This is a genomic window from Limnoglobus roseus (assembly GCF_008254045.1).
In the GTDB taxonomy this organism is placed as follows: domain Bacteria; phylum Planctomycetota; class Planctomycetia; order Gemmatales; family Gemmataceae; genus Limnoglobus; species Limnoglobus roseus.
The window spans coordinates 8,150,825-8,166,054 of sequence record NZ_CP042425.1; the positions used below are offsets into that span (position 1 = coordinate 8,150,825).

Consider the following 15,230-nt stretch of genomic DNA (forward strand, 5'->3'; position numbering starts at 1 on the left):
GACAGCACGCCGTCTTCCGTGCTGTTACGCCGCCCCGAGGCTCTTGTGATCGTATCATCCACTGCCGAGCAACCCGTCCCGCCGACCGACGCCCCCCCGGTTGACCTCCCGCCACCACCCGCTCCCACCGTCGAACAAGCCGCCGAGTGGCCCAGCTGGGTCAAGTCGATCGACACGGCCTTGCTGGTTCTGACGCTCGTCACGGCCTTCCTCGTCGCGTCGAACATCGCCCGCAACAACGATCAGTGGCTGCACTACGCGAGCGGCCGCGCCCTGTTGAACGGCGAATACTCACTCGGCTCGGACCCGTTCTCCTTCGCGACGGCCGGGCGAACGTGGGTCAACCACTCGTGGCTGTCGAGCGTGGCGGCCTACCTGCTCTACAAGGCCGACACGACCGGCTTCGTGATCGTCGTACTGAAGGCCGTGCTGTTCGCCGCCACCTTCGGGATCGTCCTCCTCATTCGACGGCCGGGCCAAGCGATCTGGCCGTGGGCCTTCGCGACGGCGCTGGCGGTGGTCGCCGCCGCCCCGAACTCGGGCCTTCGGCCCATCCTCCTCTCGGCGTTTTTCCTGGCCCTGACGCTCTACCTCCTGCTGGGCCGCGACTGGAAAACGGGCACGCGGTTCAACCTGATCGCGCTCGGCGTGCTATCGTGGGTGTGGGCGAGTTCCGATAGTTGGTTCTTCCTCGGCCCGCTCTCCGTCGCACTGACCCTGGCGGGTGAGGCCGTTCAGCGGTTGCTGACAAAGGCCGACGATACCGACGCCCCGCCGATCCGCTCGCTGGCGATCGCGCTGGGCGTCAGCGTTCTGGCCGCCAGCCTTACGCCGCACCACGTCCGCGTGTGGGAGTTGCCGGCCGAGTTGGGCTTCCACCTCCCGGCGGATTACAAGGCCGACCGCGACCTGCACACCTTCACCCTGTCGCCGCTCGACCGACAGTCTTACATCAGCCGCGAAGACCGGGGGAACAGCTTCAGCGGCTACGCCTTCGCGGCCCTGCTCGTCGGCGGTGGGATCGTGCTCTCGCTGGCCGGCAACTTCGGCAAGTTGCGGGTCACGCACATCCTGCTGTGGATGGCGTTCGCCGGGCTGGCGTTGATGCAGTACCGTCTGATCCTGCTTTTCAGCGTGGCGGCCGTCCCGTTGCTCGCGCTGGCGATGTCCGGGCTGATCGAACGGATTCGCCTCGGGCCGGCCAACGGACCGCGGGCGAACCTGTTGCTGCTCTTGTCCCGCGTCGGTCGCATCGTGGCGTTCCCCGCGGCGTTGATCCTGGTCGCGGCGGCCTACCCTGGCAAGTTGCTCCCGGCCGTCCGCCATCCGTCGCTGGTCGCGCGCGTCGCGTGGGGGGTCGAACCCGATCCGGGCTTGAAGCGCACGGCCGAAATGCTGAACGAGTGGCGGGCGTCGGGCAAACTGCCGGACGACTACCACGGGCTGTACCTGAACTTCGACCTGGCGAACTACGTCGCGTGGTTCGCGCCGCGGGAGAAGGTGTTCGCGAACGGCCGGTTCGCGTTCCACGCGCCCGAGTTGGGCGCGATGATCCAGGGCCGCCGCATCTTCTTCCACCGCTCGCTGGAGAAGCCGGAACCGATCACCGCGGTCGAGGTGGCGAACTTCCGCCAGACCTGTGCCGCGCACGACATCACGTACCTCGCCTACGCCGGGCTGGACTTCGTGTTCACGCCGGTCTCGACGGAACCGCTGTTCCAACTCTCGAACTTCCAGGCGCGTTACCCCCTCTGGCACGTCGACGGCCGGGCTATTGTTCTCGGCGACCCGAACTCGAAGGCGTTCCGACCAGGCGTGTTCGCGGCCCTCGCCTTCGACCCCGTTCGGCTGGCGTTCCGTTCCGACCTGGTCCCCCCGGTGCCCCAACCGCCCGAACCGATCCGGCGAGTCCCGGCCGCGGAGAAGACGTTCCTGGACGCCTTTCTGCTCGACCCGGTCCGCGTGCCGCCGCTGGGGGTGATCGACGCCCAGATTTGGGCCAACGTCGGCCGGAGCCACGGAGAAGAAGATTACGTCTCCTGGGCAAACAGTTGGGCCAACGTCGCCGGAGCCGTTGGGCACCCGTTCGTGGCCTTCCGGGCCGCCCTGCCGGGTCTTCAGGCGACCTACCACCCGACGGACGTTTCACTGGCCTATCAAGTCATGGCGCTGCGGTCCGTGTGGCGGGCGATTGCGGACGACCCGGACTACGCCGGCTCGTACACCGTCCTCGCGGCCTTGACCGCCTCCGGCCAACGGGGCATCCCCGGCTTTCCGCCCCAACTCCGAGAGAAACTCCACACGGCCGCCCTCCGCCAATACCTGGAGCGGTTGCCACCGCCCGAAGACCTGACGCCGAGTGAAGCCGGCCAGGCCTTCTCGACGGCCTTCCAACTGCACCTCGCCTTCCAACCGGCCCCGGCCGGCGACCCGGGGCAACCGCAGGCCCCCCAGTTGCCGGAACCGGCGGCCGAGGTGTTGCGAATCGCCCGCCGCTACCTCGACCGGGCCGGGGAACAGGTTTCACAAGACCCGAAGGAGAACGAGGAGCGAAGGAAGGCGGTCGAGGATAACAAGAAGGCCATTGAGGCCCGCCTGCAGCAGATGTACACACTCATGCAGCCGGCCAACGACCGGTTCGTGAATCGGTACAAGGGCCAGGACGCCGCGGCCCAAGCCCAGGGGGCGGCCCGGGAGGGGCTTCTCGTACAGGCTCTAGAGAAGTTTAACGAGGCCGTGAACAACAAGAACCTCGGCCCACACCCCGAGCAATTGATGCTCCTCGCCGTCGGTGTGAACATCGCACTCGGCAAGCTGGACGACGCGGAAATCGATCTGCGGCAGGCCGAGGAAGTTCTGGGAGAAGCGCGGGGCAAGGGGACGGGCGTACCCCAGAACGTGCTCGCCCAACTGCAAGACTTCCGCATGCAGTTGTGGCACCTCCGCGGCAACTACGTCAAACTCGGCGAGGCGATGGAGCAATCGACGCGCCTCCCCACCCTCTCGCCGGCCGAACGGGCGGCCGTGCAGGCCGCCGCCGGGAAGGCGTCGCTCACGGAGTTCCAGAACTTCCTCACCGTGCCGGCCCTGATGGGCACGGTGGGCGGCGCGGGGGTTTACGGCCAGGCCACCGCCCAAATGGGCGTTAACAACTGGACCTCGTCCATGAGTTTCTTCCTGGGGCGGTCGCTACTGCTGATTCTCGAAGGGAAGATCGACGAGGCGAAAGGGCGACTCGACCAGGCGATCCGCCCGGACAAGATCGCCGTTCCGGCGTACCTGCCGGAACGGGAACTCGCCGACCAGTACCTACGGATGATCGAGCACGCCCAGAAGTGACACCCGGCCTACGTTTCCAGCCACGCGAGGAGGTCGCGTACGAACGGGTGGCCGGGCGGCTCGAACTCCAGCGTGTGGTGCGCCGCCGGGTACTCGAGAACATGCTTCCGCTTGGCCGGGAACGCCTCGACGGCTCGCCGCGTGAGGGCGTTGTCGATCACACGGTCTTCGCCGGCCAACATCAATAGCGTCGGGAGCGTGACCCGCTTCGCGGCCCGCTTCAGGTACAAGTCGAGCGAAACGCTGCTGAACAGGAACCGGGCGGTGGCGAATCGCAAGTCGTGCGGTTCGTTTGCGAGGAACCGTTGCCAGTCCGGCGAGGCGGTGAACAACTCGGGATCGTTCAACGGGATCGGGAACAGCCGCGACGGGTTGCGAACGCGCGCACGGGCAATCGCGATCCGTTGGCCTAGCGGCGGCGACACCTTCGGGCACAGCCCGGGGCAGAGCAGCGACAGCGAATCGACCAGCCCTGGCCGGCGATACTGCAACCCCACGGCCAACTTGCCGCCCCACGAGACGCCCGCGAGGTGCGTCGGCAGCCACGGCCGCGACTGTCGCAGTTCCAGAACGAACTCTGCGATGTCGTCGAGCAGACGGCGGAAGTTGGGTGTGTCCCCGCGGGCGGCGGTGTTGAGGCCGGACCCGCGGCGGTCCAGGAAGTCCACGTCGTACCCGGCCGCCGCGATCTCGGCACACGACCGCCCGTACCACCCGCCGTGGCTGCGGATGCCGTGAACGAAGATGACTCGTCCTCGCGGCCGCCCCGTCGCCGGGTAGTGGCGATAGTACCAGCGATAGCCATCCGACGAGCGGAACGTGCGGAGTTCGCACGGGAGTGGGTCGTTCATCCCGGACGTTTTAGAGAATGGAACCCCGGCGAGGATACGCCGGGGTTCGGAACGGTCAGAACAGATCGACCGGCGCGTGTGACGGCGTGCGGATCATCGACGCGATGTCGTAATTCAACCACGTCGGGCCGTCGATCGACGCGCCGTGTGTGACCACGGCATCCCAGTCAACTGCGTCGCTCGTGGTCACTTCCTGGTGTTCGCGGTTCGGCGTCGCGAAACGATCGCCGGGCGAATCCGACCCAATTGAGGCCGAGGGTGTGGAACCGGCAACGAGGTTGGCCGTACCACCGCCGCCCGTGCCGCCCGCGACCAGAGCCGCAGTGCCGGCCGGGGGCGTGTATGCGTCCGCGGCACCCAAGTTCACAGCATAGCCCATGTCCGCGAGTGCCCCGACCGTGACGCGGCTCAGCGGGTTGAACCCCGCGTTCAGGTAGCCGGTCATCAACTCGTTGCCGAAGACGCTCTCCCGCCAGTGGCCGCCGGCCGTGCCCGACCCGCCCGAGTTCTCGACCGGCACACTCGCCCCCGACGTGCCGAAGATCGCGTTGTACTGGGCCGTCGCCTGCGCGCCGAGGAACCGGGGGTCCGTCGTGCCGATCCCCGACACCAACCCTTTTTGCTGCCAGATCGTTCCGATGCCGAGGACGTGGCCCATTTCGTGAATCACGACCGACGCGAGTTGGCCGCTCGCTTCCAGTTGGGCAAGGTCCGCGGAATCGAACTGCATGGTGCCGTGGTAGGGCAAGTACGACCCGGCCCGGAGGCGGTCGGGCCCGGCCTGCCCGAGCACGCCGCCGGCCCCGTCGATGGCGACCGCCGACGCGGAAATCAGCACGTCGTCCACCACCGTGCCGTTGTAATTCGCGTCCGGCAGGTCGCCGGTGATGACCTGCGACCACCGCGCCGCGGCCTGCTGGAAGGCGAACAGTTGGTTCGCGGTCAGGCCGTTAGTTTGCAGCGTGATGGAGAACCCGCCCGTCGTCGGTGGGGACGTGGGCGGTGGGGGGGGCGGCGGTGGAACGGTGGTCGCGGGGCCGTCGATGGCCCAAGTGTAGGTTCCGCCGGCCGTGCCGGTGTAGTTCGTCACGCCCAAGAGGTACGTTCCGGCGGAAAGGGTCCGCGTGAACCGACTGTCGTAGTTCGTGGAAGAAATGTCGTCGTTGTACGTGACCCGTTGGCCGGTCGAAGTGTACAGGCCGATCACCGTATCGAGGTTGCTCGTCGGCGTTGTGGCCGAGATGGTGAAACTGCCGCCGGTCGTGACCGTGAAGCGATACCAGTCCACTTCGGTCGTTGCCACGGACGCGGCCCCCGTGGCGTCGCCGGCCGTATTTAGCGTGACTGGCGTGTAGCTCGTGGGTACCGCGACGGCGCTCGGTGGGGTGCTTCCCCACGACGGCACGCATCGGTCTTCCAGCTCCTCGATTTGGAATTTCACCCTCAGACTGCCACGACGTGCGCGCGCCTGCTCAAAAGTCATCATCAGCTCCTGGGACAGATGGGATCGGACAGAATTGCGAGTGGGATAACCTTACCTGACAGCCTGAAGTGGTCGCAAGGGATAAATGGGTTGTGCGAGGTGGATGGCCGCAGATTGGGAAGTGATTTGAGAACCGCGACTGAAATCTTCGCGGTTCTCCTCAAGCGTCCGACAAGGCTATCCTTTTCGTACCCGCAACAGGAACGTCGGGTTCACGGCCTCGAACCGGAGGCTCTCCATCTGCTCGACGCCGCGGGCGATGCTGACGAGTTGCACGTCCACGGCCGTGGCGAGCCGCTTCATGGCCGCGTAGGTGGCCGAGAGCATTTCCAGCGTGCCGACGTTCACGACCAACCGCCCGCCCGACCGGAGGACGGCGAACGCGGCTTCCAACAGCCGGGCGATTTCTCCGCCGTTGCCACCGATGAAAATGGCGTCCGGAGCGGGCAACCCACTGAAGATCGCCGGGGCGGTGCCGAAGATCGGCTTCACATTCTTGACGCCGAAGGTTTCGAGGTTGGCAGAGATCAGGTGGAAGTCGGCCGCGTCCTGCTCGATGGCGAACACCACGCCAGGGGCGACGAGGTTGGCGATCTCGATGCCGACCGACCCGCTGCCCGCGCCCACGTCCCAAGCCACGTCGCCGGGGTGCAGGTCGAGTTGCGCCAGTGCCAGCGAGCGAACCTCGGCCTGCGTGATAAGGCCGGACTTCGGCCGGCTTTGCGCGAACACGTCGTCGGGGTTGCCGAAGCGGGCGAGGGTCGACACCGCCCGCGGCACGTCCGGGCGGTTCGGCTTGCGCTTCAAGATCAGGATGTTCAGCGGGTCGAACGTCATCCCCTGGATGTCGGTGAGTTCCCCCTGCGTGACGCGCTCGTCGCGACCGCCGAGGTTCTCACACACGGTCGCCCGGAAGTAGTCGATGCCGCGGGCGAGCAGTTCCCGTGCGATCCGCCCCGGTGGGTACACGTCGCTGGTGAACAGGCCGACGGTTTCCGCCCCGCGAATCTTGTCCAGCACGTCGTCCAAGGACTTCGCGGACAGGTCGGTGAGGTAGGCGTCTTCCCACGTCTCCTTCACGCGGGCGAAGGCCAACTGCATGCTGCTGATGTGCGGCACGACTTCGAACAGGTCCGGCCCGACCTTGTCGCACAGGTAGCGGGCCGTGCCGTAGAAGAGCGGGTCGCCGACCGAAACGATGGCGATCTTCTGTTTGCCGACGGCGGCCTTGAGCCGCTCGACGACCGTCGGCAGGTCGGTGCCGATGGTCACGCGCTCGGCCTTCAGTTCGGGCAGCAATCGCAGGGCCGCCTCGGAGCCGAAGAGCAGTTCCGCGTTAACCAGCCACTCACGCGACCGGGCCGTGACCCCGGCCAACCCGTCGGGACCAACGCCAAGAATCGGAATCTTCACTGCGGACACGGCAACGCCTCGGGGGTGCGGGGAAACCTCTTCCTAGCGATTGTAGTTAAATGCCAATCCGGATGGCGTCCGGTTCTCGCCGTCGGTAGAATCGTTACCATCCGACCCTCTCGACCCGTACAGAAAGGATTTCGATATGCGTCGCTTTCCCCACCGGCTCTGGGCTTTCGGCCTGTCGGCCACGCTCCTCGGCGGCTTCACGGCCCCCACGCTGTTCGCGGCCCCGGCGGCGGAATTGACCGAAGAGCAACTCGTCGAGAAGGCCAAGAAGCTCAACAACGAGACGAAAACGCTCGAAGACGCCGACGCCAAGTTGAAGGAACTCGTCAAAGACAAGCCCGGCACGGCCAAGCTCGTTAAGGCGGCGGCGAAGCTCCAGAAGGCGGCAAAGGAGGACAACAAGCCGTTCCGCTACTTCGCGACGCTGGTGCTGGCGAAGGCCGCCCACAACGTGAAGGACTACGACTCGGCCGAGGTCTTCTACAAGGCCTGTTCCGACATCGCCATCGACGACCTGCAATCGAGCGAGCACATCATCCGCGCGGTGGAAGGGCACCTCGATTTCCTGATGGCCCGCAAGAAGTACGACCAGATCGAAGAGTTGTGCGAGCGGGTCATGGCCATCAACGGCGACGATTCGCTGAAGCAGTTCAGCTTGATCGAAGTCATGAGCCAACTGCTCATGGCCCAGTCGCGGAAGGGGCAGACCGACAAGGCGGTGGCGACGGCGGACAAGCTCATCAAGCAGTTCGACGGCAACTTTATCTTCCGCCAATTGAAGGCCCGCGTGCTGACCGACGCCGAGAAGTACGAGGACGCGATCAAGGAGTACGAGGCCGCCGTCGATGCCGTCCAGGACAACGAGAACTTGAAGAAGGACCAGAAGGAGCGGATCGTCCGCGGCACCAAGTACGCCATCAGCGGCATCTACGTGCTGCAAAACAAGATCGACGAGGGGACCAAAATCCTCCGCGAACTTGTGAAGGAAGACCCGGAGAACGCGACGTTCAAGAACGACCTCGGGTTCATCATGTGCGACAACGACAAGAACCTGGAAGAGTCCGAGAAACTGATCCGCGACGCCATCGCCCTGGACCTGAAGGCCCGCGAAAAGGCGGCCGAAGAAGGGAAGATCGGCAAGGACGAGGCGAAGAAGGCGAACTCCGCGTACATCGACAGCCTCGGCTGGGTGCTGTTCAAGAACAAGAAGTACGAAGAGGCGTTGAAGAACCTCCTCGAATCGGCCGGCAGCGACGACGAAGAGAGCAACCACATCGAAATTTGGGACCACGTTGGCGACTGCTACGCGGCGATGGGCAAGAAGAAGGAAGCCCTGGAGACGTACCAGAAGGGGCTGAAGATGGAAGACGTGACAAAGAAGGACGGCGAACGCCGCAAGAAGGTCACGGAGAAGGTGAAGAAGTTGAAAGCCGAACTGTCGAAGTAACACCCTTCTGCTGACCGCGTAGTGGGTCGGCCAACGGCCGACCGTTGGCCGACCCGCTACGCGAGAACAATTTTACACGAACCGCACGTGCGACTTGTTGACGGCTTTCCGCAAGCGGTGCAGGTACTCGGTCCGAGAGATTTCCGTCGCTCCCATCCGCTCGGTGTGATCGGTGGTCATCTGCACGTCGAACAGTTCGTAGCCGCGTTCGCGGAGGTGTTGCAAAAGCGAGACGAGCGCGACCTTCGACCCGTCGGTCACGCGGTGGAACATCGACTCGCCGGCGAAGAACGTCCCGACGCCGACGCCGTAGATGCCGCCCGCGAGGTCGTCGCCGACCCACACCTCCAGGCTGTGCGCATGCCCGAGGCGGTGGAGTTGCGAGTACGCCTTCACCATGCCGTCCGTCACCCACGTCCCTTCCGGCCGCCGCTCCCCGCACTCGCGCATGACCATCTCGAAGCACTGGTCGATGGTGACGTGGAACTTCCCGCTCCGCATCGTGCGGGCCAGGCTGCGGGAGACGTGCAGGTTCGCGAACTCGATGACCGCCCGCGGGTCGGGCGACCACCAGAGGATCGGGTCGTCGTCGTTAAACCACGGGAAGACGCCGTCGGTGTAGGCTTTCAACAGGGTCGAGGGGGTCAAATCGCCCCCCACGCCGACCAACCCCTCCCCGTCGGCCAAATCGGGAGGGATCCACGGCCGGTCGTCGTGCGTGCTGGCTTTCATGCGGGCCACAACTCCAGGCGGACGGCCGTCCCGGGCGAACGGCTTTCCCACCCATCTTAACACGCCCCGCCCGCGGACAAAAGTGGCCCGCCCGCCGTTTCGGCCGTCAAACTTGTGTCATTTCCCGATCGCCCCGATGATCGCCGGGTCGTCCTTCGGAGCCGCCCATGCGGTGAACGTCACGGCGGCTTTGGCCGCGTCCTTCGGCTCCGGCAATCGCAGGACGGCCAGCCACCCACCGCCGGTCTTCGGGAGGAACCGCCAGACCGCCCCCTCCGGGGCTTGGCCCACGATCACCACGGTCGCATGGCCGTTGTCCGGGAGGATCAGTTTCGTCCCGACGGCCGGGCCTTCCGGTTCGGCGTCCTTCGTGTTCACGGCGATGATCTTCGTGCCGTCGGCGGTGATGATCCGTGGCTCGCCCTTCGTCTCACCGGCCACCAGCCACGTCGTGCGAGTGGCCGGGATTTCGAGTTGGAACGCCCGCGTGAGGCCGACGGCGACCGCCCCCTTCGCCGGGGTGACGGTTTCGTGAACCACCAGATCGCCCTTCTCGACCGGGTCGCCGACGCGGTAGCGGAACGTCGGCACGCCGTCCGCGGCGAGCGAGTACCCGTCGAACTGCACGTGCCGTTGGCCCTGGAAGATTTGCTCATTCGGAACCGGCGCGCCGTAGGCGAAGTCCTTCGCCCGCTGTTCAAACTGCGGCGGCGTGCGGCTGGCCGTGATGCCCCACGGTTGGCCGGGCGGCGGCGTCAGGAACTTCGGCCCGAGAACCTTGGCCGGCGTTCCGCCGCGGTTGTTCCAGACCGGCGAGGCGTCGAGGAAGTTCCCCTCCCAGGCGTAACTCACCCGGCAGGCGTTGGCGTCGAAGACGAAACTGAGGTCGGGGAAGCCGACGGCGATGGCCTTGTTGCCGGCTCCGTCGGGCATGAAGGTTCGCAGAATTTCCGGCCGCTTGCCGGGCTTCAGCACCAGACCCTTCGGCGGCTCCATGCCGATGGGCAGCGGCAGACCGGGGCCGAGCGACAGGTACGCCCAAAGCGCCTCGATCTGCGGCTCGGCGTCGCCGTTCAGCACCTTGTCGTAGGCCGACTTGCCGTTGTTGAAGTTCTGCGGCATCTTGGTGCCCGGGGCGAGCCGCTGCGGGTTGTGCATCCAGCGGTCGTACCACTCGAACCGCAGCCGCTGGGTCGTGAGGGCCAAGTCCGGGCCGCGTGTACCGCCGCCGACGTGACCGCTCATGTCGTGGCACTTGATGCAGCCCAGCCCCTCGGACCCGGCCAGTTTTCGGCCGACGGCGAGTTTCTCCTGCGTGTACTCGACCTTGTGGTTGCTGGAATCCGGCGCCGTTCCTTCCAAGTGCGCCAGCCCGACCGGTAAGTGGCCGACGTTTTGCGAACCGTATTGCGGCATCCGCAGCGTCATCCACGGCCGCGCCCGGCCGCCGTTCAGCAGGACCGATTCCAGCCAACTTGTCTTCGCCTTGTGCCCGACGCCGGTGAGGCGTGGCGGCGCCACATCGTCGGCGTTCTCCGACTTTTCGAGTTTCTTCATCTGGTCGCCGAGTTCCGTCCCGATGCCACCCTCGCCGTCGCGGACGTGACAGTTCAAGCAGTTGAACCGTTTCAGCGTCGTGCGCACGTCGGCAACCGACGCGGGCACCGCCGGTCGCAGGCCGGTCGAGACGAACGCCTTGACCGCCGTTCGCTGCGATTCGTCGATCGTGAAGACCGGCACCTTCTTCGGGTCCGGCTTCGCCGCGAGGCAGCCGAAATCGGCCATCACCCGTTGCTCGTTCTGGGCCGCCGGGAACTTCAACGACGGAGCCGCCGGGGAAGCGGGGAGCGCCTTGCCGCCGGGCGAAACGGTGTGGCAGTTGACGCAGCCCTTCGTGGTCAGCAGTTTCTTGCCCAGGTCTTTCCACGAGTCGGATTCGCCGCCCACGTCGGTCGGCTTCAGCTTCGGCAGTTTGACCACGACGCGATCGAAGTGGTCGTCGGTGGCCCGGTTCAAATAGCGGGCCAGGTCGCGGGCCTCGTCGTCCTTCAGTTGCATGTTCGGCATGCGGCCGTGCGGGTTCGTCTTCAGCGGGTCGAGCAGGTACTTTTGCAGTTGTTCCGGCGTCGTCTTGCTGCCGAGCCCGCCGAGCGCGTAGGTCGCCTGCGGGCCGGTCTCGCTGCCGAGGCCGAAGAGACTGGAACTCGGCTCGAACTTCACCGGCTTATCGTCGTCATCGTCCTCGTTCTTCTTGGCCGTGCCCGCGAGTTGCTTCCCGTGGCAGGCCGCACAGCCCGTGAGCGTGAACAGCTTCTCGCCGTTGGCCATGCTCTTCGACCAGTCGTTCGAAATCGTCGGCACCTTCGACGGCGTCAGCGCCCCGCCGAGCGACGCGAGGTACTGTCCAACCGCGTACCGCTCGGCGTGACCAACGTCGTCGTCGGTGAACAGCTTCGGCATCGTAGTGTTCGGCCGCATCTTCGTCGGGTCGGCCAGCCACGCATCGAGCCAGCCCGGATAGACCCGCTTGCCGACCTCGGAGAGATCGGGGCCAGTACGGTTCACGAAGCCCCTGCCGACCGCGTCGTCGGCCTTCGGGTGGTGGCAGTTCTTACAGCCGAATTCTTCGAACAGGAACCGGCCATGGTCCGCCGGCAGCGATTGATCGACCGTGTCCTTCCGCTGTTCCGGCAGGTGGCCGAAGAAGAAGTTCGGGATCGGCTCGCGGGCAAAGCCGGGACCTTGCCAGTGGAGTTCGAACCGCCGCTCCTTTGCCTCGCCGCTCGGGTCCAGGTCGAACTTCACGCGGAAGGCGTAAACGCCGGGTTCCAGTTGCAGGGCCGGCCCCGTTACGTCCTGGGTCTGCACCGTGCTGCTCTTGTCCTTCGCCAGTGCGATCCCGTTGAACGACTGCTCGCCCCGGGCGAGCGTCACCGCGGGCGTGCCGCCCTGGTAGACGGCCGAGAACTGGTACGGGCCGGCTGTCACGATCTGGATGTACCCCGTCCACGTCGCCGCCGTGACTGGGCCGCGAAACGACGCGCCCTCGCCCGCCTTCAGCGTGAGCGCGACCGTCGGTTCGAGCCGGTAACTCGTGGTCGATTTCGGCTCGGTGAAGCCCGCGATCAGGCCCGGTTTCAACAGTTTCCGGTTCACTTCCGGCTCGGCCGCGACGACCACTGCGGGGGCGAACAAAACGAGGAACGCGAGGATTCGATTCATGATGAAGAAGGGCCGGTGGGGTGGGATGCGTCGGCGGTTGTGTTGATTATCTTGACCCGCCCCGGTCCTGCAAGATGAATCGACCGCGAATCCCTATCACAACCCGACGCCCCCGAAGGAGACGACCGATGTTCGACCTGCAAGCGGTTCAAGCCGCCCTCCGCGCCGCCAAGTTCGACGGCTGGCTGCTGTACGACTTCCGCGGCATCAACGTCCTCGCGCAGCGGATCGTCGGCCTCGCGGAAAAGAAACTCTCGCGGCGGTGGTTCTACTACGTGCCGGCCAATGGCGAACCGAAGAAACTCGCCCACGCCATCGAGCCGGCCTCGCTCGACGGCCTGCCTGGAACGAAGACCGTCTACCGCCGGTGGCAGGAACTCGAAGCCGGTGTGCAGCAACTGCTCGCCGGGGCGAAGACGGTCGCGATGGAATACTCGCCGCGGAACGGCAACCCCTACGTCAGCCGCGTGGACGGCGGGACACTGGAACTCGTGCGGTCGTTCGGCGTGGAGGTCGTCTCGTCCGGCGACCTGATTCAGCAGTTCGAGGCAACGTGGGACGCCGACCAAGAAGCGATGCACTTAGCCGCCGCGAAGATTACCGACGCGGCCTACGGGGTGGCGTACCAGTTCATCGCGGATGAAATTCGCGCGAAGGGGCAGACGAGCGAAGTCGCCGTGCAACAGCGCATCATGCAGCACTTCCACGACAACGGCTGCACGACGTACTCGCCGCCGATCGTGGGCCGCGGGCCGCACAGCGGCGACCCGCACTACGAGCCGAACCCCGCCGCGGACACGCCGATCCGCAAGGGCGATTTCGTGCTGATCGACCTGTGGGCGAAGCTCGATAAGCCGCGGGCGGTATACAGCGACCTGACGCGGACGGTGTTCGTCGGGCCGACCGTGCCGGAGCAGTACACGAAGATTTTCAACATCGTCGCCGCCGCCCGCGACGCGGCCATCGCCCGCGTGAAGGACGCCTTCGCGAAGGGCGAGGAACTCGTCGGCTCGATGGTGGACAATGCCTGCCGGGACGTGATCGAGAAGGCGGGGTACGGCGAGTTCTACACGCACCGCACCGGCCACAACATCGGCCAAGAGGTCCACGGCAACGGTGCGCACATCGACGGCCTGGAAACGAAAGAGGACCGCCGCATCATGCGGCGGACCTGCTTTAGCATCGAGCCGGGGATTTACCTGCCGGAGTTCGGCGTGCGGAGCGAGATCGACGTTTACATTGATGCGAACGGCGGCGTCCACGTGACCGGCGGCGACCTGCAAACCGCCGTCCACACGATTACCGTGTAGCCGGTACTAGGATCGGCACCCCGACGGCGGGCCGCTCGACCACGCGGATTCGTTGCCGGGTCGCGAAGTATTGCCACGCGGCGTCGGCGAGGAAGACCGCGACGGCCACCCACACGCAGGCGTAGGCGTACCAGACGTGCGCCGGCGGCGTCTCGCCGAGGAAGTAGAGCGCGATCAACATTTGCGTGGTCGGCGAGAGGAACTGCAAGAAGCTGATGGCGATCAGCGGCAGTCGCCGCAGGGCCATCACGTAGGTCAACAGCGGCGCGACCGTGACGATGCCGCTGAACATCAGCAGGCCGTTCAACGTCCAGTCGGGACCGTAGTGCCCCTGCCCCGTCGCCGCGAAGTAGACCAACCCGGCCAGGGCGAACGGGAGCATCATCAGCGATTCCACGGTCAGGCCGCCGAGCGCGTCGACGGGGATAGCCTTCCGCACGAAGCCGTACAGGCCGAAGGTGATCGGCAGGGCGAGCGCGATCCACGTCAACTCGCCGGCCGCGAACACCGGCACCGCGAAGCCGAGGGCGATGAGGCCGAGCGCCGGGTAGTGCGCGGGCCGGAGCTTTTCGCCAAGGAACATCGTGCCGAGGAAAGCGTTCGCCAGCGGCAGCATGAAGTAGCCGAGCGCGGCTTCCGTGACCTTCCCTTGCGTGGTGGCGTAGATGTAGAGCAGCCAGTTCACGCCCAGGAGCAGCGCCGACGAGAACATAAGGAGGAGGAGTTTCTTCGACCGGAACACGTCCCGCACCGGCTTCCAGCCAACGGTGAGGGCGGTGAGAATGAGCATAACCGGCAGCGACCAGACGATCCGGTGGGCGAGAATTTCGACGGCCCCCACGTCGCGAACTTTCAGGGCCGCAAAAAAGAGCGGGACCATTCCCCACCACAGGTACGCGAACGTCCCCAACAGGAAACCGGTTCGCGTACTCGCCGCGGAATCGTCGGACACTTCGGAAACTCCTTGCTAAGTTCGGGCGACAGAACCAACAGACGGCCGACCCCTGCGAGAGGTTCAGCCGATGCTAGGAATAGTCCGCCGGTGGGGTTTGTCTTACGGGAAATGACCGTGAGGTACGCCGAGGCATTCTTCGAGCCAAGAGCGGAAGAACCCCTTAACCCCAACCCAACGAGTGCAGAACGATCTCGGCTGCTTTGGCCGAACCAAGAAGTTGTCGTAGACCCGCAACAGCCCCATCCCATACATCAGGTCGGATGCGGCAATTCTCATCGACAAAACCCTCCCCCGCCGAGATGACAACGGTTCCGCAAAGACCCAGGCACGCCGCCATCGTTTCCAGATCTGCGAACAACTCGCAAGGCTCCCAGCTCCCACGTCCGCAGTTGTCATGTAACACGGCACAGGAAGATCGCGACAGAATAAATGGGTCACCACCCGCAGAGGCAACGACCAACCAATCGTC

9 protein-coding genes are annotated in these 15,230 nt (G+C 65.6%); 3 read left to right on the forward strand and 6 right to left on the reverse strand.

The genetic code is table 11. The features are described from left to right. Positions 1–45: 45 nt before the first annotated feature. The gene (locus tag PX52LOC_RS34950; protein ID WP_149114422.1) at positions 46–3,339 is read left to right on the forward strand and encodes a hypothetical protein; all 3,294 of its coding nucleotides are present in this window, start codon (positions 46–48) and stop codon (positions 3,337–3,339) included. Positions 3,340–3,347: 8 nt separating this feature from the next. On the opposite strand, the gene PX52LOC_RS34955 is transcribed toward PX52LOC_RS34950, so the two are convergent. The 3 genes from PX52LOC_RS34955 to cbiE form a co-directional block, all read right to left on the reverse strand. After that, positions 3,348–4,190 (reverse strand): alpha/beta fold hydrolase, encoded by an 843-nt coding sequence (locus tag PX52LOC_RS34955; RefSeq protein ID WP_149114423.1) that lies wholly within the window; start codon positions 4,188–4,190, stop codon positions 3,348–3,350. Between the two features lie 55 nt (positions 4,191–4,245). Then, positions 4,246–5,595: a DVUA0089 family protein gene (locus tag PX52LOC_RS34960; protein ID WP_168219395.1), complete on the reverse strand. Its 1,350-nt coding sequence runs from the start codon at positions 5,593–5,595 to the stop codon at positions 4,246–4,248. A 255-nt stretch (positions 5,596–5,850) separates the two neighbouring features. Further along, the gene (gene cbiE / locus PX52LOC_RS34965; RefSeq protein ID WP_149114425.1) at positions 5,851–7,095 is read right to left on the reverse strand and encodes a precorrin-6y C5,15-methyltransferase (decarboxylating) subunit CbiE; all 1,245 of its coding nucleotides are present in this window, start codon (positions 7,093–7,095) and stop codon (positions 5,851–5,853) included. 136 nt (positions 7,096–7,231) lie between these two features. Here cbiE and PX52LOC_RS34970 point away from each other — a divergent pair, with 136 nt between their 5' ends. Next, complete coding sequence (locus tag PX52LOC_RS34970) at positions 7,232–8,542, forward strand: tetratricopeptide repeat protein (RefSeq protein WP_149114426.1); 1,311 nt, start codon at positions 7,232–7,234, stop codon at positions 8,540–8,542. 72 nt (positions 8,543–8,614) lie between these two features. Here PX52LOC_RS34970 and aat read toward each other — a convergent pair whose 3' ends face one another. After that, positions 8,615–9,274, reverse strand: a complete 660-nt coding sequence (gene aat / locus PX52LOC_RS34975; protein ID WP_149114427.1) for a leucyl/phenylalanyl-tRNA--protein transferase — start codon at positions 9,272–9,274, stop codon at positions 8,615–8,617. Between the two features lie 117 nt (positions 9,275–9,391). After that, positions 9,392–12,496 (reverse strand): c-type cytochrome, encoded by a 3,105-nt coding sequence (locus PX52LOC_RS34980; protein WP_149114428.1) that lies wholly within the window; start codon positions 12,494–12,496, stop codon positions 9,392–9,394. A 128-nt stretch (positions 12,497–12,624) separates the two neighbouring features. Here PX52LOC_RS34980 and PX52LOC_RS34985 point away from each other — a divergent pair, with 128 nt between their 5' ends. Beyond that, positions 12,625–13,806 (forward strand): M24 family metallopeptidase, encoded by a 1,182-nt coding sequence (locus PX52LOC_RS34985; protein ID WP_149114429.1) that lies wholly within the window; start codon positions 12,625–12,627, stop codon positions 13,804–13,806. Here PX52LOC_RS34985 and rarD read toward each other — a convergent pair. Continuing rightward, on the reverse strand, positions 13,796–14,758 hold the full coding sequence (gene rarD / locus PX52LOC_RS34990; protein ID WP_149114430.1) for an EamA family transporter RarD: 963 nt from the start codon (positions 14,756–14,758) through the stop codon (positions 13,796–13,798). The two genes, PX52LOC_RS34985 and rarD, sit on opposite strands and share 11 nt — an antisense overlap. Positions 14,759–15,230: the final 472 nt, after the last annotated feature.

What these genes read in the sequence shown, in the direction of transcription:
- PX52LOC_RS34955 (WP_149114423.1), bottom strand. Translation starts at nt 4,190, where the DNA reads ATGAACGACCCACTCCCGTGCGAACTCCGCACGTTCCGCTCGTCGGAT.
- PX52LOC_RS34970 (WP_149114426.1), top strand. Translation starts at nt 7,232, where the DNA reads ATGCGTCGCTTTCCCCACCGGCTCTGGGCTTTCGGCCTGTCGGCCACG.
- aat (WP_149114427.1), bottom strand. Translation starts at nt 9,274, where the DNA reads ATGAAAGCCAGCACGCACGACGACCGGCCGTGGATCCCTCCCGATTTG.
- PX52LOC_RS34980 (WP_149114428.1), bottom strand. Translation starts at nt 12,496, where the DNA reads ATGAATCGAATCCTCGCGTTCCTCGTTTTGTTCGCCCCCGCAGTGGTC.
- PX52LOC_RS34985 (WP_149114429.1), top strand. Translation starts at nt 12,625, where the DNA reads ATGTTCGACCTGCAAGCGGTTCAAGCCGCCCTCCGCGCCGCCAAGTTC.